This is a genomic window from Muribaculum gordoncarteri (assembly GCF_004803695.1).
Lineage (GTDB): Bacteria > Bacteroidota > Bacteroidia > Bacteroidales > Muribaculaceae > Muribaculum > Muribaculum gordoncarteri.
On sequence record NZ_CP039393.1, the window covers coordinates 1097752 to 1122150 of the forward strand.

Below are 24399 nucleotides of genomic sequence, written 5' to 3' on the forward strand. Positions count from 1 at the left end.
TTAGACATTGTATTATATGTCGAAATGCGTTACCTTTGCACTAATATAAATCTACGACTATGACAGAGGGAACACTGGAAAAATTGAGAATATTGGCGGAATCGGCCAAGTACGATGTGTCGTGTTCATCAAGCGGCACTGTTCGTCGCGGAGTAAAGGGCGACGGCATAGGAAACACAGTCGGCGGAATTGGCATTTGTCATAGTTTTGCCGACGACGGGCGCTGTATAGCCCTGCTTAAGGTTATGCTTACTAACTACTGCATGTATGACTGCGCCTACTGCATAAATCGTCGCAGCAACGACATCAAGCGGGCCACAATGTCGGTGAGCGAAGTCGTTGAGGTGACGATGGAGTTTTATCGCCGAAACTATATCGAAGGGCTGTTTCTCAGCTCGGGTGTCGTGCGCAATCCCGACTATACGATGGAGCGGCTCGCAAGGGTAGCGCAGGATCTTCGCACAGTGCATCGCTTCAACGGTTACATCCACTTGAAGAGCATTCCGGGAGCATCGCGCGAACTTGTCAATCAGGCGGGACTGTATGCCGACCGAATGAGTGTCAACATCGAAATACCCAATGAGGGGTCGCTCAAGTATCTCGCCCCTGAGAAGGACTTTAAGAGCGTGTATGAACCGATGGGATATATACGACAAGGCGTACTTGAGAATACGGAGGACCGCAGGAAGTTCCGTAACGCTCCGCGATTTGTCCCGGCGGGACAGAGTACACAGATGATTGTAGGCGCATCGCCCGAGCATGACCGTGACATACTTAAGTTGTCGTCGGCCCTGTATGCCACTCCCACCATGCGCAGGGTATATTATTCGGGATATATTCCGGTCAACACCTACGATTCTCGCCTGCCTGTCACGAAACAGCCGCCTCTCGTAAGGGAGAACCGGCTTTATCAGGCCGATTGGCTAATGCGATTCTATAAGTTCAGTGCCGATGAGATAGCCGATGACTCGCATCCCGACCTTGAGCTTGAGATAGATCCAAAATTGTCATGGGCTTTGCGCCATCCCGAATTTTTCCCGGTTGACGTGAACCGTGCTGATTATGAAATGATACTACGAATCCCGGGCGTGGGAGTTAAGTCGGCTACGCTGATAGTTAACGCCCGTCGTTTCCGAAGGCTCACTTCCGATCATTTGCGCAAAATCGGGGTGGTGATGAAGCGTGCGCGTTACTTTATAACCTGCGGCGAGCTTGAAGCGTGCTGTGTGGCCGATGTGTCGCCCGAATATGTTCGCCGACAGTTGACGGCCCCGGTGAAAAAAGTTAGTGACAATTCCCTTCAACTCACTCTTGACTTCGGATAACGATATGGTGACTTTTGTTTATGACGGTACCTTTGAAGGGCTGCTGACAGCCATTTTCGATGCTTATTTCCGACGCAGTTTCCCCGATGAGTTAGTGAGAATCGGCGAAGTATTGCCCATGTTCTCTGACGAGGTTCACGATGTGGTAACCGATGACGCGAAGTCGTCGAGGGTATGGAATGCCGTTACGAAGAAACTGTCGAAGGGGGCGGTGTCGGCCGTCACTACGAGTTTCCTTTGTGAGGTAAAGGAGTATGACATCACGCTTTTTCGTTTTCTATGCAAGACCATCAATGCGCCTGCCAGCATCGAAACCGATTTCAGTGACCAGGATGTGATTGAAGTACTGAAGATGTATCGTCGGGTAAATGGCGAGGCCCACAGGGTGCTTCAGTTCATGCGGTTGCAAAAGGCGGCCGACGGAACCTATTTCGGGCTGATGGAGCCGATATACAATGTAATGCCTATGGCGGTCAGTCACTTTGTCGACCGATTTTCGACAATGAGTTTTCTGTTGTATGACAAGAGGCGCGGATTTGGTTTTTATTACGACGGCAACAACGTGACACGTGTCACAATGCCCGATACATTGCAGCACATAGTTACCGGAAAGCTGTCGGAGGATATGATGGATAGTGACGAAATGTTGTTTCAGAAGCTTTGGCGCACCTATTTCAAGGCTATTGCGATAAAGGAGAGAAGCAATCCGCGCAAGCAGCGTCAGGACATGCCCGTGAGATTTTGGAAATACATGACGGAGAAGAATGGTTAACTAATGTTATTATTTATATCCAATATAAATAAAACTTAACGTATCGCTTCTCAGTTTGAGTGGAAATTCAGATATTTGCACTCTAAAATAAATGATACTATCTATTGCATTATGAGGCTTTCTGACTTAAAGACCGGAGAATCGGGAGTAATTGTCAAGATTCTCGGTCATGGTGCATTTCGTAAAAGAGTGATAGAGATGGGTTTTGTCAAGGGCAAGATTATAAAGGTGGTTCTTAATGCACCCTTGAAAGATCCGATAAAATATAGTCTGATGGGCTACGAGTTGTCGCTTCGCCGCAGCGAGGCCGACCTTGTGGAAGTAATTCCGATAACGGAGGATGACAAATTCCCCGATACCGCGCACATAAACACCATTACCGAGTGTGACGACTTCCATCCCGTGCATCGCGACTATACCGGAAGGGTAAAGACCATAAATGTTGCGCTTATCGGAAATCCTAACTGCGGAAAGACCTCGATGTTCAATATCGCCTCGGGAGCCAAGGAGCATGTGGGCAATTACAGCGGAGTGACCGTTGATGCAAAGAACGGCTACTTTGAGCACGGCGGCTATCGGTTCAATATTGTGGACTTGCCCGGTACCTATTCATTGTCGTCATATTCGCCCGAAGAGCTCTATGTGCGGCGATATCTGCGTGACGAGATGCCCGATGTGATAATAAACGTTGTCGTAGCCTCCAATCTTGAACGCAACCTCTATCTGACAACCGAACTAATCGACATGGACCGGTCGATGGTCATAGCCTTGAACATGTATGACGAGCTTAAGGCTTCAGGAGCCGAGGTTGACTATCGCCTGCTTGGAGAGATGATAGGTGTGCCCATAGTTCCCACAGTGTCACGCACCGGAAGCGGCATCGACGAGCTGTTTGACACGGTGATTCGTGTATATGAAGGTCACGACAAGGCGGTGCGTCACGTTCATGTGAATCTTGGCAAAGAGGTTGAGAAGGGCGTTACGGAGATAAAGGATGCCTTGAAAAAAGACCCGGCGGTGGGTGTGCACTTCTCGCCGCGTTACCTTGCGATAAAGCTTCTTGAGAAGGACCGTGAGGTTGAGGATATAGTGAAAAACTCGCCCGACCACAAGGCTATATTCATGTTGCGTGACCAGGAACTTGCAAGGATAGAGAATATAACCGGTGAGGACATTACCTCGATCATTGCAAGCGAGAAGTACGGATTCATTGCCGGCGCTCTCGCCGAAACGTTTACCGACAGCACCAAACATGAGGCCAAGACGACTCAGGTGATCGATGCGTTTGTCACCAACAAGCTGTTTGGCTTCCCGATATTCCTGGCAATAATGCTCTTCATATTCTGGTGCACATTTGAGATCGGTTCCTATCCTATGGGGTGGATAGAGAGTCTTGTCGACTGGATTGCCGGCATGGTCAACAGGTTGATGCCCGAGGGGCCGCTGAAGGACCTCATTGCCGACGGTATAATAGGAGGAGTAGGGGGCGTGATAGTGTTCCTGCCCAATATATTGATTTTATACTTCTTCATATCGTTTATGGAGGATTCGGGTTACATGGCACGTGCAGCATTTATAATGGACAAGCTGATGCACAAGATAGGACTTCACGGCAAATCATTCATACCGCTTGTCATGGGATTCGGATGTAACGTCCCTGCGATAATGTCGGCTCGCGCAATAGAGAGCAAGAGCAGCCGCATAATAACGATACTGATAAACCCCTTCATGTCATGTTCGGCACGACTTCCGGTGTATGTGCTGCTTGTAGGCACATTCTTCAGCCGTTATGCCAGCTTCGTGTTCCTGGGACTTTACCTTCTCGGAATAATCGTGGCCGTGATTACTGCCAGATTGTTGCGCCGGTTCTGGTTCAAGACCGATGAAACTCCATTTGTTATGGAACTTCCTCCTTACCGCCTGCCTACTTTTAAGTCGTCGTTGCGTCACATGTGGGGCAAGGGCGAGCAGTATCTCAAGAAGATGGGAGGCATAATATTGGTGGCAAGTATAGTAGTGTGGGCGCTGAACTATTTCCCGCTTAGAAGCGAGGAGTCGAGCACTCCCGAAGCTGTAGCAGCCATGGACGGTGACGATTCAAAAATCGACATCAAGCATGATTCCTATCTTGAAATGTTAGGAAAGGCTGTTAATCCGGTTATGGAGCCGATCGGATTCCATTGGCGTACCACGGTAGCGGCTATAGCCGGCGCTCCGGCAAAGGAGATTGTGGTTTCCACGCTCGGAGTTCTGTATACAGGTGACGAGGAGATAGACGATACATCACTTTCGGCACGCCTCACCGCACCCAATCCCATAACAGGAAAGCCCGACTTCACTCCGGCCTCGGCATTAAGCCTGATGGTGTTTGTGTTGCTGTATTTCCCATGTATGGCCACCGTTGTAGCCATAGTGCGTGAAACCGGTTCGTGGGTTTACGGTGCCTTCTCGGTAGTCTACAACACGGTCGTGGCGTGGCTTGTGGCATTCCTTGTCTACAATGTGGCAATCCTTGTCATTTGATGCGAATTTGTTAAATTGGACAATATTTCGTAATTTGGCATTGATTTTTGATATGTGACATAAATTTTTTGACAGATATATTTATGAAAAAAGCGTTGATAACAGGCGTTACGGGGCAGGACGGCTCCTTTCTGGCAGAGTTGCTCCTTGAAAAGGGCTATGATGTACACGGAACAATACGACGCTCATCGGTGGACTATCGTGAGCGTATCGCCCACCTTGAGGGACGGGAGCACTTTCATCTCCACTATGCCGACCTTGGCGACTCTATGAGCCTGCTGCAGGTGATTGGAAAAGTACGCCCTGATGAAATATACAACCTTGCGGCACAAAGTCATGTGCAGGTGTCGTTTGACACGCCCGAGTACACCGCCAATGTCGACGCTACAGGAGTGTTGCGCATACTTGAGGCTGTGCGCCAGTGCGGCCTTACCGACACTTGCCGCATATATCAGGCATCGACATCGGAGCTTTACGGAAAGGTGGAGGAGGTGCCACAGAATGAGTTGACACCGTTTCATCCCTACAGTCCCTATGCTGTTGCCAAGCTGTACGGCTTCTGGATTGTGAAGGAGTATAGGGAGGCTTACGGTATGTACTGCTGCTCGGGAATCCTGTTCAATCACGAGAGCGAACGACGCGGTGAAACATTTGTAACGCGCAAGATTACTCTTGCTGCCGCGCGCATTGCACAGGGTAAGCAGGAAAAGCTTTATCTCGGCAATCTGTCGTCGTTGCGCGACTGGGGTTATGCCCGCGACTATGTAGAGTGCATGTGGCTGATATTGCAGCAGCCGGTGCCTGACGATTATGTGATTGCTACAGGTGAACAGCACTCGGTAAGAGAGTTCTGTGAGCTTGCGTTCAGTCGCGTTGGCATCAACCTGCGTTGGGAAGGTGAAGGAGCCGACGAGAAGGGCATAGACATTAAGACAGGAAAGGTTATCGTGGAGGTGTCGCCCGACTTCTATCGTCCTACCGATGTAGTGAACCTGTGGGGCGATCCGACAAAGGCTCGTAAGATGCTTGGCTGGAATCCTCAGAAGACTTCATTCCAGCAGCTTGTCAACCTGATGGTTGATGCTGATATGGCCAAGGTGGCTGTGGAGCGTGCCGGCGAACAGGTGAAGATGAATCTTGAAGAGTATCTTGAAAAAGGAATTGTGAAATAGTTCAAGTTGTGACCTGCGACTTGTGACTTATTTTTAAATCATGGAGTATAATTCAAAGATATATGTTGCCGGACACCGTGGAATGGTGGGGTCGGCAATCGTGAGAGAGCTTGAGCGTCAGGGTTATGAAAACATCATAACGCGTACTCACTCCGAGTTTGATCTTGTCAATCAGGCTGATGTGAATGACTTTTTTGCCGCTGAGAAGCCTGAATATGTGTTTCTGGCTGCGGCGAAGGTGGGCGGCATAGAGGCGAATCAGAGTGCGCTTGCCGATTTCATGTATGTCAACATGATGCTTGAGATGAATGTTATAAATGCCGCATGGCGCAACGGGTGCAAGAAACTTGAGTTTCTGGGCTCGTCATGCATATATCCCCGCATGGCACCGCAACCGATGCCTGAGAGCTGCCTGTTGACTTCGGAACTGGAGAAGACCAACGAGGCTTATGCCCTTGCCAAGATTTCGGGACTCAAATATTGTGAGTTCCTGAACCGTCAGTACGGCACCGATTACATTTCGGTAATGCCTACCAATCTATACGGTCCAAACGACAACTATCATCCCACCCACAGCCATGTATTGCCGGCTCTTATCAGGCGATTCCATGAGGCCAAGGAGTCGGGTGCATCGACAGTGACATGCTGGGGCGACGGGTCGCCATTGCGCGAGTTCCTTTATGTCGACGACCTCGCCAACCTATGTGTGTTCCTTATGAACAACTACAGCGGAAATGAAACCGTGAATGCCGGTACAGGAAAGGAGTTGACGATAAAGCAGCTCACCGAACTGGTGGCAAAAGTTGTAGGCTATGAGGGCGAGATTAAATGGGATACGACAAAGCCTAACGGAACTCCGCGTAAATTGCTTGATGTAAGCAAAGCAACGGCTCTCGGATGGCGTTACAAGACTGAACTGGAGGACGGCATCAGGCTTGCCTACGATGATTTTCTCTCCAATCCAATAAGAGCAGAAAGATAATTGCCGCACATGCAAACGAAAAATAGGCGATGCCGACCGGCATCGCCTATTCTCATTATGTCAAGATTGGAATTGTTATTCTTCGCTGTTGGACTCGGCGTAGGCCTTAAGCAACTTCTCCTGAACATCGCCGGGGACGAGTTCGTAGGACGAGAACTTCATAGTAAATGAAGAGCGTCCGCCGGTGATTGAGCTGAGTGCGGTAGAGTAGGATGACATCTCCTTTAAGGGAACACGTGCCTGAATCTTCTCAAATCCGTTTTCGCTGGACATACCCATGATTATGGCGCGTCGTCCCTGAAGGTCGCTCATCACATCGCCCATGACATCGGCAGGAACCATGACATCGACATCGTATACGGGTTCCAGAATCTTGGGATTGGCGTTGCGGAATGCTTCGCTGAATGCGTTACGGCCTGCGAGGCGGAATGAGATTTCATTAGAGTCAACCGGGTGCATCTTACCGTCGTAGATACATACTCTTACATCGCGTGCGTAAGAACCGGTCAGCGGACCCTGTTCCATGCGGTCCATCAATCCCTTCACGATGGCGGGAATGAATCGGGCATCGATAGCACCACCCACGATACAGTTGTGAATGATGAGCTTGCCGCCCCATTCAAGAGGAATTTCCTGAGTGTCACGCACGTTCATCTTATACTCCTGGTTTCCGAAACGATAGGTGTCGGGAGCCGGCATGCCTTCGGTATAAGGCTCGATGATCAGGTGAACTTCACCAAACTGTCCGGCACCGCCCGATTGCTTCTTGTGGCGATAGTCGGCGCGAGCGGCCTTTGTGATTGTTTCACGATAGGGAATCTTGGGCTCCTCAAATATGATGGGCAGTTTGTCGTTGTTCTCGACACGCCATTTGAGTGTGCGGAGGTGGAATTCGCCCTGGCCTGAAAGTATTGTCTGCTTAAGTTCCTTTGACTGTTCAACTTGCCATGTGGGATCCTCTTCATGCATACGGGTAAGAATCTCGCTGAGCTTTTCGGCGTCGCTCTCGGTAACGGGGCGAATGGCGCGCTGATACTTGGGCGCGGGATATTTGATGAAATCGAAGCGATATTCGCAACCTTTCTCGTCAAGGGTGTTGCCTGTGCGTGCATCCTTCAACTTAACAGTTGCACCTATGTCACCGGCGCAAAGCTTGTCGACGGGAGTCTTGAATTGTCCGCAAACGCAGAATATCTGGGCTATGCGCTCCTTGGATCCTCGGTCGACATTGTTGAGGTCGACACCCGGAGTGAGTGTACCGCTCATCACCTTGAAGTAGCTTACTTCACCGATATGGGGCTCTACTGTGGTCTTGAACATGAACAACGAGAGCGGGCCCTTGCTGTCGGGCTTAACCTCGTCGCCTTCAGTGTCGACGGGAGCCGGCATATCTTCTACGAAAGGAACGACATTGCCAAGGAACTCCATCATGCGGCGTACACCCATGTCCTTGAGTGCGCTGACGCAGAATACAGGATATATCGAGCGGTCAACAAGACCCTTGCGAATACCTTCGCGCATTTCGTCCTCGGAAAGATGTCCCTGGTCGAAGAACTTTTCCATCAATGTTTCATCGTTTTCGGCAGCAGCCTCAACGAGTTTCTGGTGGAGTTCCTGAGCCTTCTCCATCTCTTCGGCGGGAATTTCCTCGATGGTGGGGACTCCTCCGTCGGGACCCCATGAGTATTTCTTCATCAACAGCACATCGATCATTGCGTTGAAGCCGGGACCTACCGAGAGGGGATACTGGATGGGAGTAACCTTGGGACCGAAAATTTCGGTCATCTGCTCGATTACATTGTCATAGTCGGCTTTCTCACCGTCGAGCTGGTTCATGGCGAAGATAACCGGTTTCTTCAACTGGGCTGTAGTGCGGAAGATGTTTTGTGTACCCACTTCGACACCATACTGGGCATCGATGAGGATCACGCCGGTGTCGGTCACGTTAAGAGCAGTAATGGCGTTACCCACGAAGTCGTCGCTTCCCGGGCAGTCGATTACGTTCAGCTTCTTGTTGAGGAATTCGGCATAAAAAATGGTAGAGAACACAGAGTATCCATACTCTTTCTCCACCGGGAAATAGTCACTGACAGTGTTTTTAGCTTCAATGCTGCCGCGACGTTTTATAACTCCACACTCGTAAAGCATAGCTTCAGCGAGTGTGGTTTTCCCAGAGCCTTTGCTACCAAGCAAAGCAATGTTTTTGATTTCGTTAGTTTCGTAAACCTTCATGTTATTAGAGAATTTTGAATGTAAATATTCGTTTTATTTAGTTACGAGCCGCAAATTATAAAATAATTTTGAAAAAAGCTACAAACATGAATATGTTACAAAACACAAAATAAAAATTACAAGGTGTAATCGGGGGACTTTTAGCCCCCGTACCTCAAGGTCTAATTATGGTTCAGCGAGCCATTGTCGCACCTTCGGAGCGATGAATCCTATGCACAGAACTACGCTTAGAGCGGCCATTACGACATAGGTCTTGATGTCGTCAATAGTCAGTTTGCCCGACTCTTTGATGTCGTTGTAGAAAATGCACCAGAACACTATCAGCGCCACTAATGCAATGGCATAGGCCGTGTACTCTATCCAGGAGTATATGTGAGGATCCTTGGCAGGCAGTCGGTTCATGACCTTGCGGGTGAACCATGGATTGGCCGGTGCTGCTGGAAGCTTCTCCTTCATCAGCTGACTCAGCTGCCGATCGTCAAGTGTATTGTTTTTTGAATTATTGTCAATCATTGTCAGTCATTGTTTTTGTCAAGTTAAAATACTTTTGCCATTTTCGCTTTTGAACGCGAAAGGTGTGATTTAATTGTGCCGGGCGGCAATCCTGTTATCTCGGAGATTTGTTTTATCGGTCGATCCTCCATGTAGAATAACAATACGATGGAGCGTTCGGTTTCGTTGAGGACTTTAAGGCAGCGTTCGACATCCATTTTTGCATCATTGTGTTCGATTGATGAATCCATTATGTCGTGTTGCGTTTCCGATTCGGGATACTCCTCTTTCAGCTTGCGCATATAGGAGTAGTATTCGTTGTAGGCTATTCGATACAGCCATGTCTTGAATCGGGCAAGTCCTTGAAATGAGCGAAGCGACAGATAAGCCTTTAAAAAGGTTTCTTGAGCCAGGTCGTCGGTCAGGCAAGCGTCGCCGAGTGTCAAGTTGAGCAGGAAGCGACGCAATCCGTCGTTATATTCGTCGACCAACCGCTCGAATGCATGGCGGTCGTCACCCGCCACGCATCGAGCAATCAATCGAAGCTCATCCCATTTACTCAACATTGCTCAGTTCGTTGCATTTTGCTTTTTGTCCTTTGTGTTCGTATAAGAAGTAAGCTATAAGCTTTCCGATTCCGATGATGCAGGGTATGATGCATAGCCATGCTATGTCTGAGTCTATGCACATGAAGAATATGAACAGTCCTATACCCCAAGCCATATAGGCCACTCCCGATTGCAACCGACGATGAGGATTGAACGGAGCATAAAACTCTTTAGGCAATTCATGACCTGTTGTCAGTGAAGTTTCGATCACTCGGTTTCGGTCGCGCTTATTACGATATAGGAAATAGAATACGATGAATACGATTGTCACCGGGCTGAAGAAAGAGAATAGGATTATCAGGAATATGGCGGCAAAAGCATCGGTAAAAGGCGAAGATGTGTCATCTTCTACATTTACATCTATTTTCATGTTGATGTTACCGTTTTCGTCGGCATTTAATCCCGAACGTTTCACGACTACTACTCCATCTCCATCTTCATCGGCGACGATGTTGATGTCGTTGAATGTGGAGTCGTTTATTTCGGTCAGTGCTTCCTGAATGCTTTCGATGATTTCCTTTCCTACCTGTTCATTATAGGAAATGTCGCTCTTTCCTTTACATGATGAGAGGTTAAACAGAAGCATTACTAATGCTGCAGTGAAGATCAGTTTTGTTTTCATTGTAAGTTTTTTTGTTTGTTTTACCTTTAGATGCGGTGCCGGTTAAAAAGGTTGCACTGATTGTAAAAATTTTTGTGATAACGCATGGCTATATAATATGTCACGAGGCCAGCTGTTGACAGCAAGCCTCGTGACATTGGCGGTTATTCATGTAGACCGGGCCCGAATTTTTCGCGGCGATAGAGCCGGCTCTCTTCATCGATGGCGAGTGTCACATCGGAATTTGGTTCGTCGAGAGCATATCGGGTTTCTATTATTAATGTGTCGCCCTTTATGTCGACCCGTTGAAAACGATAGGCCGGAAGTGAGTCGTATTTCTCCTTTGGATATTGTTTCCCGTCGATTATAAAGCAGCTTGCATTGGGAGCAAGAGCGTTGATAACCGATTTCTTTCCGGTTATGATACTCTTGGTTATGGGTAAGGTGAATCCGTCGTAATAGGAGTCAGGTTGGTCGGATTGCGGCAGGTCGCCCATCCAGATGAAGTTGCCGTAAGTTATTGCTTTTGAGTTCATGTCGACACCGCGTACCAAGAACATCTTCAGCTCTTCGCTTTGTATGGAGTCATTGGATGTTGACGATGTCATTTCGGCTAATTCAGCTTTTTCGGCGGCATTGTTGGTCGATGGGGTGCATGACATCATGATTGCGCATGCAATTGCTATTGTCGGAATAATTGCGATAATGTGACGCACTTTGTCAGATGGAGTGGAGGTTATCATAATTGATAGTTTTTGATATTATTGTAACTGTGATTATAAAAATTGGCTACGTACAAATATAGAATAAATATTCTAACCCTACAAATAAAGCCACTGATTAGTGCGTAAATTGCGCTTTTTAGGTGATTAAGATAAACATTTAGGAATATATAGGAGTTGTAAGAGTATTTACAAATGCTTAACTTTGCGTGCAATTTACTATTAGATATTAAAATGAGAAAAAGCTTTCCTATCATTACGCTTGTCGCCGGACTATCAATGCTCATGTCGACATCGGCCTATGCGATAGACGGGCTGCATTACCGTGCCGAGGGGGCGGTAAGTTTCAGCAGCGGGGAAAACACTCCTTTCTGGTTGTTAAACAACAAGCAGGGCTTGTCGTCGATCGAAAAGAACAACGGTTATTTTCGAGCCGGGATATTTCGCGATATCGACAAGGATCAGAAATTTTCCTATGGCTTCGGTGCCGATTTGGCAGTAGCCTATAATTTCACATCATCGTTTATAATTCAGCAATTGTATGCCGACATAAAGTATCGCTGTCTTGGCCTGAGTGTAGGTAGCAAGGAGCGGGTAGGGGAATTCAACAATCCCAAGCTCAGCAGCGGTAATATGTTGTATTCGGGCAATGCCCGTCCTGTGCCTCAGATACGTGCAGGCATTCCCGACTATACCATAGTTCCGTGGACCAATGACTGGCTTGCCGTAAAAGGATATGTGGCTTACGGAGGATTCACCGACGATGGCTGGCAGCGTGATTTTGCCGCACCGGGTAAAAAACGCACCGAGCATGTATGGTACCACTCTAAGGGTATTTATCTGCGATTCGGCGATCTGAACCGCCTTCCGTTCTATATCGAGGGCGGACTTGAGATGGCTGCGCAGTTTGGAGGTCGCTCCATAACCGGCGATCGTGTAATCAATATGCCCAACGGTTTAAAGGATATTATAAAAGTGTTTTTCCCTTCGGGTGGCGATTCGAGCACTCCGATGGGAGAGCAGACTAACGTATATGGAAATCATGTCGGCGAATGGAGCCTTTGCGCTACATGGTATCCCGGTCGCGACTGGGGATTGAAGGCTTATTATGAGCACTTCTTCGAGGATCACTCGCAGATGTTCTTTGAATACACCTGGAAGGATGGACTGTGGGGACTTGAGGTTGCATTCCCGAAGAATCCTGTAATCAGCACATTTGTTTACGAATATCTTTATACAAAGGACCAGAGTGGGCCGGTGTATTGGGATCACACACCCGAAATACCTGAGCAGGTGAGTGGTGTTGACAATTACTATAATCACGGAATATACACCGGATGGCAGCACTGGGGCATGGGTATAGGAAATCCGCTTATCATTTCACCTATATATAATAGGGACGGCGACATTTCGTTCCGTAGCAATCGTGTTATAGGTCATCATTTCGGTATAGCCGGAAATCCGTTGCCGGAGTTGAGCTACAGGCTCTTATTCTCGTTTACTCGCAATTGGGGTACCTATTCAGTTCCTTTCCACAATGTCGAAAATAATTACAACGGGCTCTTGGAACTTACCTATTCACCCAAATGGTTTGAAGGATTCTCCTCGACATTATCGTTCGGCATGGACCGAGGCGCTCTTCTCGGAAACAGTAAGGGAGTTATGTTGACATTAAGAAAAACAGGATGGCTATGAGATATAAATTAATTCAACTGGTCATGGCCATGGTCATGACTGTGGTTCTGTCGGGATGCGCCAAGCGTTCAATCAATGGTGACCTTGACGGACAGTGGCAGATAATGAAGATCGAATACACCGATGGCAGTGTTGCTACACCTGAGCGCACCTATTATTGCTTCTTCCTGCACACAATAAATCTGCGCAGTGTCGGGGGGCCTTCTATTGCCGGAAACTTCACATATAAGGGCGACGACATAAAGATAGAGTTCCCCAATGGCAATGTCGAGAATCTGAAATTGTACGGAATCAACGGCACCGCTGTCGACTTCAAAATCAGGGCTCTCTCGTCGTCGAAAATGACGCTGCAGTCGGATTATGCAATAATTGATTTCAGGAAATTCTGATTAATGCATATTTGAAAGCAAAATGCGAAAAAATTGCAATAAATAGCAATTGATTCGCCGTTTTATGCAAAATGTTGCAATCAAATTTTCATAAAACATAGTTTTACCGTAACTTTGCATTCCCCTAAAAATATATTTATTAATTGTAAGAATGAAAGTACTAAAATTTGGTGGAACATCAGTGGGTACTGTTGAAAGCCTGCGCAATGTAAAGTCCATTGTGGAAGGTCAGGAGGAACCTGTAATCGTAGTGGTTTCCGCACTCGGAGGCATTACCGACCAACTGATTAACACTGCGCGACTTGCCGCTCAGGGTGACATATCCTATCTTGACAATTATGCGCGCATTGTTGAACGCCACCATCAGGTAATAGAAGGCATAGTGCCTCAGGCATTACAGCTCGACCTGTTGTCAATCGTCAATCCGTTGCTTGAGGAGCTTGGCAACATCTATCGCGGAATAAGCCTGATTAAGGATTTGAGCGACCGCACGCTTGATATAGTCGTGAGCTACGGCGAAAGATTGTCGTCGGTAATAATATCGAAGATAATCGACGGAGCCATACACCTTGACAGCCGCAACTTCATAAAGACCGAAAAGCAATGGAACAAGCACGTGCTCGACAATGACACGACACAGCGTCTTGTTCACGGCATATTTGATGACCTGAAGTACAATGTGGTCATTGTTCCGGGATTCATAGCAAGCGACAATGCCGGAGATGTCACCAATCTCGGCCGAGGCGGTTCCGACTATACTGCGGCCATTCTTGCTGCTGCGCTTGATGCAAAGGTGCTTGAGATATGGACCGATGTCGACGGATTTATGACCGCCGACCCGAGAGTCATCAGTAACGCCCTTATTATTGACCATCTCTCATTTACCGAGGCGATGGAGTTGTGTAATTTCGGTGCAAAGGTCATCTATCCTCCTACAATATACCCTGTATTCCATAAGAATATTCCGATATACATCAAGAATACCTTCAATCCCACGGCTCCCGGCACCTGCATCAGCGAGCAGCATCCGTCGCCCGAAGGAAAGGCCATCAAGGGTATATCGTCAATCAATGATACGTGCTTGATAACCGTTCAGGGTCTTGGTATGGTGGGTGTGATTGGTATTAACTCACGTATATTCAACGCGCTTGCCAAGAACGGCATTTCGGTGTTCCTTGTGAGCCAGGCCGCAAGTGAAAACAACACCTCGTTTGCGGTGCGTAACGGCGATGCAGACCATGCGCTTGAGGTGCTTCGCGAGGAGTTCAATGCCGAATTGCAGTCGGGAACTCTCAGCGAAATCACCGCCGAGCACAATCTTGCTACTGTCGCCATCGTGGGCGAGAACATGAAGCACACCACGGGTATTGCCGGCAAGTTGTTCAATACACTTGGCCGTAACGGTATAAGCGTAATCGCTTGCGCTCAGGGTGCATCAGAAACCAACATCTCTTTTGTAATCGAACTTAAGGACCTCAGAAAGGCCTTAAACGTAATTCACGACAGTTTTTTCTTATCTGACACTCAGGTCTTAAACCTGTTTGTTGTCGGAGTAGGACATGTGGGCAGCAATTTGCTCTCACAGATACACGCACAACAGGAAAATCTGTTGGAAAATAAAGCGTTGAGGTTGCGTCTTGTAGGTATAGCCAACTCTCATACCTGTGTTTTTGACCGCGAAGGTCTTGATACGGAGAATTATCAGGCCCGATTGGCCGAGTCGGACATCGAGGCGACTCCCGAGAACATACGCAACGGAGTCATTGGCATGAACATATTTAACTCGGTGTTTGTCGATTGTACGGCCAGTCAGGAAATAGCGGCTCTCTATGCCGACCTGCTTAGTCACAATATAAATGTGGTTGCAGCCAATAAAATTGCGGCGTCGTCGGACTATGAGTCATATATCGAGCTGAAACGAATAGCCAACAAGAAGGATGTCAAGTTTCTCTTTGAAACCAATGTAGGAGCCGGACTTCCTATCATCAACACAATAAATAACCTGATCAATTCGGGTGATAAGATATTGAAAATCGAGGCCGTGCTCAGCGGAACCCTCAATTACATTTTCAATATACTCAGCAGTGACATAGCCATGAGCAAGGCCATAATGAAGGCCAAGGAGGCCGGATACAGCGAGCCCGACCCAAGGGTTGATCTTAGCGGAAAGGATGTCATAAGAAAGATTGTGATTCTTGCCCGTGAAGCCGGTTATCGTGTTGAGCAGAGCGATGTCGTGGCCAATCTTTTCATACCCGCGAAATACTTTGAGGGTTCGTTGGACGACTTCTTTGCTACTATTGGCGAGCTTGACGAAGAGTTTGAGGCTTATCGCGCCAAGGCTGAGAAGGAGGGACACCATTTCCGATTTGTCGCTACGCTTGACAACGGAGCGGTGAGTGTGGGATTACAGCGTGTCGACTCGGTGCATCCGTTCTATCATCTCGAAGGAAGCAACAATGTGATACTGCTCACTACCGAGCGTTACAATGAATATCCCATGGCCATAAAGGGGTATGGTGCCGGCGCTGAAGTTACTGCAGCCGGAGTTTTCTCGGATATTATCGGCATTGCCAATATCCGATAGATTTATTCAATCAGCTTGTTTGTTATGAAATATATAGTAGTTCTTGGTGACGGCATGGCCGATGAGCCTATCCCCGAATTGGGCGGCAAGACTCCGCTTGAGGCCGCTGATACTCCGGTTATGGATATGCTTGCACGCAAAGGTCGTGTCGGACAACTTATAACCGTGCCTGAAGGATTTCATCCCGGAAGTGAGATAGCCAATCTTTCGGTACTTGGCTACAATGTGCCGGAGGTGTTTGAGGGCCGAGGTGTCCTTGAGGCCGCCAACATGGGCGTTGACATAAAGCCTGGTGACATGGCTATGCGGTGCAATCTTATTTGTATATCCGACGGGCGCATAAAAAATCATTCGGGTGGACATATTTCCACCGAAGAAGCCCGCGAAATAATTGCCACGCTCCAGCATGAACTTGGCGATGACACTGTGCAGTTTTATCCCGGAGTGTCCTATCGTCATCTGTTGATTTTAAAAGGCGGCGACAAGAGAGTGTCATGTACGCCTCCTCATGATGTGCCGGGTACGGCGTTTACCGATGTCATGGTGAAAGCCGATGTGCCCGAAGCCGAGGCCACCGCACGCAAGTTAAATGAACTTATAATGCGTTCACAGAAGATACTTGAGTCACATCCTGTAAATCTACGACGCAAGGCCGAGGGCAAGGATTGTGCCAACAGCATCTGGCCTTGGTCGCCGGGTTATCGTCCGTCGATGCGTCCCATGACCGAGGAGTTCGGCATTAAGTCGGGCGTGGTGATTTCGGCCGTTGACCTGATTTTCGGTATCGGAGTCTATGCCGGTCTGAAACCTGTATATGTGGAGGGTGCCACCGGGCTTTATGACACCAATTACGAGGGAAAGGCTCAGGCGGCAATAGATGCGTTGCGTAACGGCGCTGACTTTGTATTCCTCCATGTGGAGGCAAGTGACGAAGCCGGACATGAAGGCGACTATGAGTTGAAGAAGCGTACCATAGAGTATCTCGACAACCGCATTCTGCGTCCTTTAATGGATGCTGTTTCTGAAATGGATGAACCTGTTGCCGTGGCAGTGTTGCCCGATCATCCCACTCCCTGCAGGCTGCGCACCCACACATCGGCTCCTGTGCCGTTCCTTATATACCGACCCGGTGACACTCCCGACGATGTGACGGTATTTTCCGAAAAGTCGGCAGCGGATGGCGGTTACGGATTGTTGACAGGTAGCCAGTTCATTAAATCACTGATAAAATAAACCACAACGACACATAGCTTTTAATTATGAATTACTATAGTACCAACGGACAATCGCCCAAGACATCATTGAAGGATGCCGTCGTGAGGGGACTTGCTCCCGACCGTGGCCTCTATATGCCTGAACGCATTCCCACGATACCTTCGGCATTTTTTCGCCATATAGGAGATATGTCGTTACAGGATGTAGCGTATGTGGCGGCAAACACGCTGTTTGGTGACGATATCGAGTCATCGACCCTTCAGACAATCGTCAACGACACACTTAACTTCGATATACCTCTTGTTGAGGTGGATTCCGACAAGTACGCTCTCGAACTCTTTCATGGCCCGACACTTGCATTTAAGGATGTAGGTGCAAGATTCATGGCCCGTTTGCTCGGATATTTCAACCGTCAGCAGGGCAATGAGGATGTAAATGTGCTTGTGGCTACATCGGGCGACACAGGAAGCGCTGTTGCCAACGGATTCTTGAATGTTCCCGGAGTGAGAGTGTTTGTCCTCTATCCCAAGGGCAAGGTCAGCCGCATCCAGGAAGCACAGTTCACTACTCTTGGATGCAACGTGACGGCTATCGAGGTCGACGGCACATTTGACGACTGTCAGGCTCTCGTTAAGTCGGCATTCATGGACAAGGAGTTGAATGATGCCATGAAACTGACATCGGCCAACTCGATAAATGTAGCCCGATTTCTTCCGCAGATGTTCTACTACTTCCATGCCTATGCTCGTCTTGTAGGTTCAGGCAAGTCGGCCGACAAGGTAGTGTTTGCCGTACCGAGCGGTAACTTCGGCAACATCTGTGCCGGACTGATTGCCAAGCGCATGGGCTTGCCGGTACATCGTTTCATTGCCGCCAACAATCGCAATGATGTATTCTTTGAATATCTGAAGACAGGTAAATATAATCCCCGTCCGTCCATAGCTACGATAGCCAATGCCATGGATGTGGGCGATCCGTCCAACTTTGCACGTATTCTCGACCTTTACGGCAAGTCACACGATGCCATTGTGGGCGATATAAGCGGATGCACCTATACCGACGAGCAGATTGCCGATACGATGCGTAACGTTTATGCCGAAAAGGGTTACATTCTCGATCCTCACGGAGCTGTGGCCTATAGGGCGCTGGATGAGTATCTGCAGCCCGGTGAAACGGGTATATTCCTTGAAACGGCCCATCCTGCCAAATTCAAGGAAACGGTTGATTCAATCATTGACGGCAGTGTCAAGATTCCGGCACGACTTGAGGCGTTTATGCGAGGCGAGAAGTCGACTGTGCGTCTTAACAAGCAATTTCCGGCATTCAAGAAGTATCTGCTCTCATTGTAGCACGACGACCAATTTCTTGGCGAAAGATAAACATTGGTGGCTTCACATTTCGTGGAGTCACCAATGTTGTGTAACTTTGGCACATAATTTGCTGTAAAGTGATTTCTGTAATAAATTAGCGGTATTTTTAAATGAACAACTCCGATAAAGACAATCATAAGATAATTTCATTGGGACAAATCGACATCGATCCTTCAAAGTTCAATGCCGAGCCTGACCTTGATGCGCTGCCACTGCTCGCCACTCAGAATCTTGTCCTTTTCCCGGGCGTTACGATACCTATTTCGCTCGTCAGGATAAGCTCTCAGTTCACGGCTCAGTATGCTCTCGATTCCAAGAATCCCATAGGCATTGTGTGTCAGCGTAATCCCGAGGATGATGCTCCCACTCTTGAATCTCTGTATGACTATGGAACTATTGCCGATGTAATCAAGATTTTTGACCTTCCAGACGGAGGCCACACTGCGATTATACGCGCACGTGATAAGTTCCATATCATCGGCAGCGCTGAAAACAGCAATGCCGGAGGAAATGCTCTCGCCGCAAAGGTGGAGATTGTCAAGGATGCGAAGCCTCGCCGTAACGACAAGGACTTTGTCGCCGTTGTTCAGGCCATAAAGAATCTTACGTTGCGATTGCTCAAGGATATGGACGGAATGCAGGAATTTTTCCTGAATGTTCAGAATTTCCCTGACCCTATAGGTCTTGTCAACATGATCTGTACGCAATCGCCGTTCCCCACCGACCAAAAGATGGCCCTTCTGCTTGAGGACAACGTGAAGGAGCGAGCTAAAGAGTTGCTTGCGCAGCTTACGCGTCAGGAGCAGATGCTGCTTGTGGCCGAAGAGATTCAGTCAAGTGCCCGTCAAAGTTTTGACCAGCAGCAGCGTCACGCTTTCCTGCAACAGCAGATGGAGGCTATACGCCAGGAACTCTACGGTGATAACGATGACGATCTGACTGTTTTCCGCCGTAAGGCTGATGAGATTGATTTCCCGGCCAATGTAGCTGCCGTGTTTGACAAGGAGCTTGACAAGCTGGGACGACTGAATCCGCAAAGCCCCGACTATTCGGTTCAATATTCCTACATAGAAACTCTGCTCGAATTGCCGTGGAACAAGTATTCCGACTTGAATACCGACCTCAATCTGGCAAAGGATATCCTTGATGCCGACCACTATGGACTTCCCAAGGTCAAGGAGCGTATCCTTGAGCAGATAGCCGTGCTGCTCAACAATCCCGAGGGCAAGGCTCCGATTCTCTGTCTTGTAGGCCCTCCCGGAGTGGGAAAGACATCGTTGGGCCAGTCGGTGGCGCGTGCTCTCGGTCGCAAATATCAGCGTGTATCGTTGGGCGGCCTTCATGACGAGGCTGAAATACGCGGACACCGTCGCACTTATATAGGAGCGATGCCGGGCCGTATAATCGATGCAGTAAAGCGTGTCGGTACTTCCAATCCTGTATTGCTGCTCGACGAGATCGACAAGATAGGCAGCGACTTCAAGGGCGATCCTTCAGCAGCATTGCTTGAGGTGCTTGACCCTGAACAGAATTGTCGATTCCACGACAACTATGTCGACATCGATTACGACTTGTCAAAGGTGCTGTTTATCGCCACTGCCAACACATTGACGACATTGTCGCAGCCACTTCTCGACCGAATGGAGATTATCGACCTCTCGGGTTATCTGCTTGAGGAGAAGATTGAGATAGCCAATCGTCACATAATACCTCGCCTTCTGAAGGAGTTCAAGCTTAAGAAGTCGCAATTGTCGTTCACTCCCGAGGCCATAGCCCATATAATCGAGAACTATACCTCGGAGAGCGGTGTGCGACAACTTGAAAAGCAGATTTCCAAGATTATACGTAAGATTGTGCTTGCGTTGATGCTTAAGGAGAAATATCCCCATAAGATACAACCCAAGCATCTTAAGGGATATCTCGGACTTGAACGCTACAGCAAGGATCTCTATGAGGGCAATGAGTTTGCCGGTGTTGTCACAGGACTGGCCTGGACGGCTGTAGGCGGTGAGATTCTCTTCATCGAGTCGTCATTGTCACGAGCCAAAGGAGACAAATTGATATTGACCGGTAATCTCGGCAACGTAATGAAGGAGTCGGCTGCGATAGCCTTGCAGTATGTAAAGAGCCATTCACGTGAGCTGGGTATTGACGACGAGTTGTTTGAGAAATATCAGCTTCACGTGCATGTCCCTGAAGGAGCCATTCCCAAGGACGGCCCGTCGGCCGGCATAACTATGGCAACATCCATTGTTTCGGCCTTTACTCAGCGCAAGGTGCGTTCATGCCTTGCCATGACAGGTGAAATTACTCTGCGAGGCAAAGTGTTGCCTGTGGGCGGTATAAAGGAGAAGATTCTTGCCGCCAAGCGTGCCGGAATAACTGATATAATCCTTTCGGTTGAAAACCGTAAGGATGTCGAGGACATTGATGCCATGTACATATCGGGCCTTACATTCCACTACGTTAAAACTGTGATGGAGGTTATCGATAAGGCGTTGCTGGATGAAAAAGTAGCACATTATCGCGAGTTATAGCATCGATGATAAACATTTTGTAGTGTTTAAACGTATTTAAGTTAAACACTACATTTTATCAAAGATGAAGAAGAAATATGTGATATGGCTCATAATAGCCATCCTTGGATTGGGATCGACATCGCTTACTTCGTGTGGCTCCATGCGCAGCTATTGGGGCATTGAGGGAGATTATGACTTTGATGATGGATATTATTACAAGCATAAGAAACACAAGAAGCATAAGAAGCCGAAAAAGCATCATCATCACCATCACGACCATGATGATTGATCAATAAAAAAATCGGCAGAGTGATATATCAATAATCACTCTGCCGATTGGTATTTTCTAAAGACTGCTTTATTCGCCTTTCTCTTCAGTCGCTTCTTCTTCCTCTTCCGGCGATACAAATTCGGTTATTCCGGCAGCGAGGAGCTGATTGTACCAGTTGAGCACCTTCTTTATGTCGTTGGTGTAAACGCGGTCTTCGTCAAAGTCGGGAAGCACTTCCTTGAAGTAGGCGCGTATGTCGGCATCGTCACCTATGGCTTTTACATCCACGGGCTTTCCGTCGGCTTTTGTTTTCAGTGATTCAAGCACTTTCGACAACGGAACATCTTCCTCTACGGTATATATGGCTATGTCACCGAGCGATATCACTTTGTCGTGGGCGTAGGCAGGAGTGCGTTTGCCGGTCGAAAGTGACTCTACAATGAGCATATTCTTTCCTTGATTCACTAATTTGAACAGTCCGGGTTTTCCCGATATTGCTAAAATTGTCTTTAACATATCTAAATGGCGTTTTTATGTGTATTGTAAAAATTTCGTATATGCAAAATTACTCTTTTTTGGCGATATATTGTTAACTTTGCCATTCCAAAATAATGACGATGCTAAAGTTTTTAGGCTATTTGCTACAATTAATAATCTCACCGGCCCGTGGCTGGGAGGATATAGCCGCACGTGGCGAGGAGCCGCGTGCCATTGCATCGAGCGGCTTCTATCCCTTGATAGGCATAACGGCTTGCACGGTGTTCATTCAACGTTTCTACGTATCCTCCCTCTCATTGGTGACGATGATTCAGAATGCGGTAGTTATTTTTGTACAATATTTCGTGACATTTTTCTTTGCGGTGTTTCTGTTCTCATTTTTCCTTAAGCGAATGGTCGACGGTGAGCCCAATGAAAAGAAGTACACCACCTTCATATTGTATAATCTGGGACTGCTTGCTGTTATAAACATAATAGGCAATTGCCTGCCGCCAATTGATCTGTCGATAGTGCAGTTCCTCCCGGTGGTGGTTGTGCTTGTTATGTGGATGGGAATGCGTTATTTGGCCGTCAGGGCGACATCATCGTTTGCTTTCACGGCGCTGAGTGTAGTGAGCATCCTGTTGCCTCCCTACATACTCGGCTGTTTGTTTCATTTTATAATGCAGCAATTATCATGAATTTGAAGAATAGTAAGGATATAAATATAAAAAACAAGCGTGCGACATTTGACTACGCCATATCCGACACATTTACGGCGGGCATCGTGCTTACCGGCACCGAAATCAAGTCGATACGCCTTGGCAAGGCGAGTCTTGCCGATTCATTCTGTTATGTGACCAATGGCGAGGTGTGGCTTAAGAATATGTATATAGCCGAATACTTCTACGGGACATATAACAATCATGCCGAGCGTCGCGACCGCAAGCTGCTCCTTAATAAGAAGGAGATTGCCAAGTTGGAGAAGAACGGCAAAGAGGCCGGATTTACCATCATCCCTATGCGATTGTTCATCAACGACCGCGGGCTTGCCAAGGTGGTTATAGGCATCGGTCGCGGTAAGAAGGAATATGACAAACGACAGTCCATCAAGGAGCGTGAGGATAAGCGCTCGATGGCACGATTGTTTGAAAAACGATAAAGTGGAGAATTTTTTTGATTACTAATGCTCGTCCTTACACAGAACGAGCATTATTTTTATGTCGCCTGTAAGGGTTGCTCCTATAAGTCGCTTGTCGCCTCCGTCCTTGACTTTCAGCTTGGCTTTCAGTTTGTCGGCCGACCATCCGAAATTTCTAACCGCTACGTTTATTTGTGGATATTTACGTGAGAATCGCTTCAGCTCACTCGACGCGAAGGGGATTACGCGCTCGATTTTCCATCGCTCGCCGGGGAACATGTCGACAGGTGACGACGATGTGTATAGATGTGTGTTGGGGTGGAGTTTCTTTACTCCGAACCGAGAGGACAGCAGTTTGTAGGGGGCGCATTTCATGACCGCAGGGTAGGGCTCGTAGAGATACCATCCATCTTCGGGAGTTCCGAACTCTACAGTGGCTTCGCTCTCCTGTGAAGGTGTATAGCTGAAGTCGTCGCCCGAGGTCCATGCATGTATTGTGACATCGTTGGTGTCGTTGGTGAAGTCGACAACGCTTACGAGTTCTTTACATTCACGGGTATTGCCCACGATGTATATGTCGCGTGTCATTGGCAGTTCCCTCAAGGTGTGTGTGACATCGAGCATCGGCGATGCCTTTACAATCAATTTGCGGCAATGTGCCGATATGTCGGGCAGAAGTGCCGTTACATCGGGTCGGCAGTCGCTCAACGCAAAAAGTCGTTGGCCGGCGTCGCCTCGCCTCGCGGGATCGATGAATATAGTGTCGAATCTTTTGTCACACTCCTTTAAATATGAAGTTGAGTCGCCATGTACTATCGCAACGTTGGATAATGACAGTGCCTTGGCGTTATGTGCTGCTGCTTCAGCTGTGTCGGGGTTAAGCTCTATAGCAGTGACCGATGACGCTTTTCGAGCAATGTGGAATGTGTCTATGCCAAGACCGCATGTCATGTCAAGCACGCTTGCGCAATCGTCGACCAATCCCGCATGGAAATCGGCCAGCATGTCGCTCGTACACTGTTCGGCCGACAATGTCGACGGGAAGAAGAAGTGCCGGCATTTTAATGTGTCGGGCAATTTGCGACTGCATCGCCTGCGACACTCTATCTGCGTTATCGCCGCATCGATCCACTCTTCCTTGCCGTGATTGCGAAGCCTAAGGCTTAGGACATCATCGTTGATGTTACGGTAAACCCATTCCCAAAATTCGTCATTGTCATGTATCATAGTGCAAAATTAACAATTTATCTCCACAAATTGCTCACACATAATTTTGGATTAACTCATTATTGTCGTACCGGCTCTA

Annotated in this window: 21 protein-coding genes; 14 read left to right on the forward strand and 7 right to left on the reverse strand. The window is 48.0% G+C overall.

From position 1 onward, the window contains the following. Window positions 1-59: 59 nt before the first annotated feature. From E7746_RS04780 to E7746_RS04800, 5 genes are all read left to right on the forward strand, one after another. Window positions 60-1325, forward strand: coding sequence for a putative DNA modification/repair radical SAM protein (locus E7746_RS04780; protein WP_123396552.1), 1266 nt, complete (start codon window positions 60-62; stop codon window positions 1323-1325). A 4-nt stretch (window positions 1326-1329) separates the two neighbouring features. After that, the gene (locus E7746_RS04785) at window positions 1330-2097 is read left to right on the forward strand and encodes a TIGR03915 family putative DNA repair protein (protein ID WP_136410020.1); all 768 of its coding nucleotides are present in this window, start codon (window positions 1330-1332) and stop codon (window positions 2095-2097) included. Between the two features lie 111 nt (window positions 2098-2208). After that, entirely contained in the window at window positions 2209-4620 is a 2412-nt protein-coding gene (gene feoB, locus E7746_RS04790) for a ferrous iron transport protein B (protein WP_123396554.1), read from the forward strand. 83 nt (window positions 4621-4703) lie between these two features. Then, window positions 4704-5792, forward strand: coding sequence for a GDP-mannose 4,6-dehydratase (gmd, locus tag E7746_RS04795; protein ID WP_136410021.1), 1089 nt, complete (start codon window positions 4704-4706; stop codon window positions 5790-5792). A 37-nt stretch (window positions 5793-5829) separates the two neighbouring features. After that, entirely contained in the window at window positions 5830-6774 is a 945-nt protein-coding gene (locus E7746_RS04800; protein WP_289702938.1) for a GDP-L-fucose synthase family protein, read from the forward strand. A 75-nt stretch (window positions 6775-6849) separates the two neighbouring features. Here the strand turns inward: E7746_RS04800 and E7746_RS04805 are convergent, their stop codons facing one another. The 5 genes from E7746_RS04805 to E7746_RS04825 all read right to left on the reverse strand — a co-directional run bounded on the left by E7746_RS04805 (window position 6850) and on the right by E7746_RS04825 (window position 11372). Beyond that, window positions 6850-9006: an elongation factor G gene (locus E7746_RS04805; protein ID WP_136410023.1), complete on the reverse strand. Its 2157-nt coding sequence runs from the start codon at window positions 9004-9006 to the stop codon at window positions 6850-6852. Between the two features lie 165 nt (window positions 9007-9171). After that, complete coding sequence (locus tag E7746_RS04810; RefSeq protein ID WP_135946160.1) at window positions 9172-9519, reverse strand: hypothetical protein; 348 nt, start codon at window positions 9517-9519, stop codon at window positions 9172-9174. Between the two features lie 23 nt (window positions 9520-9542). Then, window positions 9543-10064 carry an RNA polymerase sigma factor gene (locus E7746_RS04815; protein WP_238337335.1) on the reverse strand — a complete coding sequence of 174 codons (522 nt, stop codon included), beginning with the start codon at window positions 10062-10064 and terminating at the stop codon, window positions 9543-9545. Further along, a complete protein-coding gene (locus E7746_RS04820) occupies window positions 10054-10728 on the reverse strand; it encodes a DUF6249 domain-containing protein (protein ID WP_135946161.1) in 675 nt (224 codons plus the stop codon). The genes E7746_RS04815 and E7746_RS04820 overlap by 11 nt, the downstream gene beginning before the upstream one ends. 143 nt (window positions 10729-10871) lie before the next feature. Further along, a complete protein-coding gene (locus tag E7746_RS04825; RefSeq protein WP_136410024.1) occupies window positions 10872-11372 on the reverse strand; it encodes a hypothetical protein in 501 nt (166 codons plus the stop codon). 291 nt (window positions 11373-11663) lie between these two features. On the opposite strand from E7746_RS04825, the gene E7746_RS04830 reads away from it, so the two are divergent. The 7 genes from E7746_RS04830 (at window position 11664) to E7746_RS04860 (ending at window position 21493) form a co-directional block, all read left to right on the forward strand. Then, window positions 11664-13124: a capsule assembly Wzi family protein gene (locus E7746_RS04830; RefSeq protein WP_136410025.1), complete on the forward strand. Its 1461-nt coding sequence runs from the start codon at window positions 11664-11666 to the stop codon at window positions 13122-13124. After that, window positions 13121-13513: a lipocalin-like domain-containing protein gene (locus tag E7746_RS04835; protein ID WP_135946164.1), complete on the forward strand. Its 393-nt coding sequence runs from the start codon at window positions 13121-13123 to the stop codon at window positions 13511-13513. The genes E7746_RS04830 and E7746_RS04835 overlap by 4 nt, the downstream gene beginning before the upstream one ends. 151 nt (window positions 13514-13664) lie before the next feature. Beyond that, the gene (gene thrA, locus E7746_RS04840) at window positions 13665-16100 is read left to right on the forward strand and encodes a bifunctional aspartate kinase/homoserine dehydrogenase I (RefSeq protein ID WP_136410026.1); all 2436 of its coding nucleotides are present in this window, start codon (window positions 13665-13667) and stop codon (window positions 16098-16100) included. A 24-nt stretch (window positions 16101-16124) separates the two neighbouring features. Next, window positions 16125-17333, forward strand: coding sequence for a cofactor-independent phosphoglycerate mutase (locus E7746_RS04845; RefSeq protein WP_136410027.1), 1209 nt, complete (start codon window positions 16125-16127; stop codon window positions 17331-17333). A 26-nt stretch (window positions 17334-17359) separates the two neighbouring features. Further along, window positions 17360-18664 (forward strand): threonine synthase, encoded by a 1305-nt coding sequence (thrC, locus tag E7746_RS04850; RefSeq protein ID WP_136410028.1) that lies wholly within the window; start codon window positions 17360-17362, stop codon window positions 18662-18664. Window positions 18665-18795: 131 nt separating this feature from the next. Further along, a complete protein-coding gene (gene lon, locus E7746_RS04855; protein ID WP_136410029.1) occupies window positions 18796-21222 on the forward strand; it encodes an endopeptidase La in 2427 nt (808 codons plus the stop codon). Window positions 21223-21286: 64 nt separating this feature from the next. Next, window positions 21287-21493: a hypothetical protein gene (locus E7746_RS04860; RefSeq protein WP_136410030.1), complete on the forward strand. Its 207-nt coding sequence runs from the start codon at window positions 21287-21289 to the stop codon at window positions 21491-21493. Between the two features lie 69 nt (window positions 21494-21562). Here E7746_RS04860 and E7746_RS04865 read toward each other — a convergent pair whose 3' ends face one another. Continuing rightward, entirely contained in the window at window positions 21563-21991 is a 429-nt protein-coding gene (locus E7746_RS04865) for a DUF5606 family protein (protein ID WP_136410031.1), read from the reverse strand. Between the two features lie 122 nt (window positions 21992-22113). Here E7746_RS04865 and E7746_RS04870 point away from each other — a divergent pair, with 122 nt between their 5' ends. Together E7746_RS04870 and smpB are read left to right on the forward strand one after the other, a co-directional pair. After that, entirely contained in the window at window positions 22114-22653 is a 540-nt protein-coding gene (locus tag E7746_RS04870; RefSeq protein WP_136410032.1) for a hypothetical protein, read from the forward strand. Next, on the forward strand, window positions 22650-23114 hold the full coding sequence (smpB, locus tag E7746_RS04875) for an SsrA-binding protein SmpB (protein WP_123396568.1): 465 nt from the start codon (window positions 22650-22652) through the stop codon (window positions 23112-23114). The genes E7746_RS04870 and smpB overlap by 4 nt, the downstream gene beginning before the upstream one ends. 21 nt (window positions 23115-23135) lie before the next feature. Here smpB and E7746_RS04880 read toward each other — a convergent pair whose 3' ends face one another. Next, on the reverse strand, window positions 23136-24320 hold the full coding sequence (locus tag E7746_RS04880) for a THUMP-like domain-containing protein (protein WP_136410033.1): 1185 nt from the start codon (window positions 24318-24320) through the stop codon (window positions 23136-23138). Window positions 24321-24399: the final 79 nt, after the last annotated feature.

Coding starts and splice junctions, on each gene's coding strand:
- E7746_RS04865 (WP_136410031.1), bottom strand. CDS start 21,991: ATGTTAAAGACAATTTTAGCAATATCGGGAAAACCCGGACTGTTCAAA.
- feoB (WP_123396554.1), top strand. CDS start 2,209: ATGAGGCTTTCTGACTTAAAGACCGGAGAATCGGGAGTAATTGTCAAG.
- thrC (WP_136410028.1), top strand. CDS start 17,360: ATGAATTACTATAGTACCAACGGACAATCGCCCAAGACATCATTGAAG.
- lon (WP_136410029.1), top strand. CDS start 18,796: ATGAACAACTCCGATAAAGACAATCATAAGATAATTTCATTGGGACAA.
- gmd (WP_136410021.1), top strand. CDS start 4,704: ATGAAAAAAGCGTTGATAACAGGCGTTACGGGGCAGGACGGCTCCTTT.
- E7746_RS04845 (WP_136410027.1), top strand. CDS start 16,125: ATGAAATATATAGTAGTTCTTGGTGACGGCATGGCCGATGAGCCTATC.
- E7746_RS04805 (WP_136410023.1), bottom strand. CDS start 9,006: ATGAAGGTTTACGAAACTAACGAAATCAAAAACATTGCTTTGCTTGGT.
- thrA (WP_136410026.1), top strand. CDS start 13,665: ATGAAAGTACTAAAATTTGGTGGAACATCAGTGGGTACTGTTGAAAGC.
- E7746_RS04860 (WP_136410030.1), top strand. CDS start 21,287: ATGAAGAAGAAATATGTGATATGGCTCATAATAGCCATCCTTGGATTG.
- E7746_RS04810 (WP_135946160.1), bottom strand. CDS start 9,519: ATGATTGACAATAATTCAAAAAACAATACACTTGACGATCGGCAGCTG.
- smpB (WP_123396568.1), top strand. CDS start 22,650: ATGAATTTGAAGAATAGTAAGGATATAAATATAAAAAACAAGCGTGCG.
- E7746_RS04785 (WP_136410020.1), top strand. CDS start 1,330: ATGGTGACTTTTGTTTATGACGGTACCTTTGAAGGGCTGCTGACAGCC.
- E7746_RS04820 (WP_135946161.1), bottom strand. CDS start 10,728: ATGAAAACAAAACTGATCTTCACTGCAGCATTAGTAATGCTTCTGTTT.
- E7746_RS04880 (WP_136410033.1), bottom strand. CDS start 24,320: ATGATACATGACAATGACGAATTTTGGGAATGGGTTTACCGTAACATC.
- E7746_RS04825 (WP_136410024.1), bottom strand. CDS start 11,372: ATGATGTCATGCACCCCATCGACCAACAATGCCGCCGAAAAAGCTGAA.
- E7746_RS04780 (WP_123396552.1), top strand. CDS start 60: ATGACAGAGGGAACACTGGAAAAATTGAGAATATTGGCGGAATCGGCC.
- E7746_RS04830 (WP_136410025.1), top strand. CDS start 11,664: ATGAGAAAAAGCTTTCCTATCATTACGCTTGTCGCCGGACTATCAATG.
- E7746_RS04835 (WP_135946164.1), top strand. CDS start 13,121: ATGAGATATAAATTAATTCAACTGGTCATGGCCATGGTCATGACTGTG.
- E7746_RS04815 (WP_238337335.1), bottom strand. CDS start 10,064: ATGTTGAGTAAATGGGATGAGCTTCGATTGATTGCTCGATGCGTGGCG.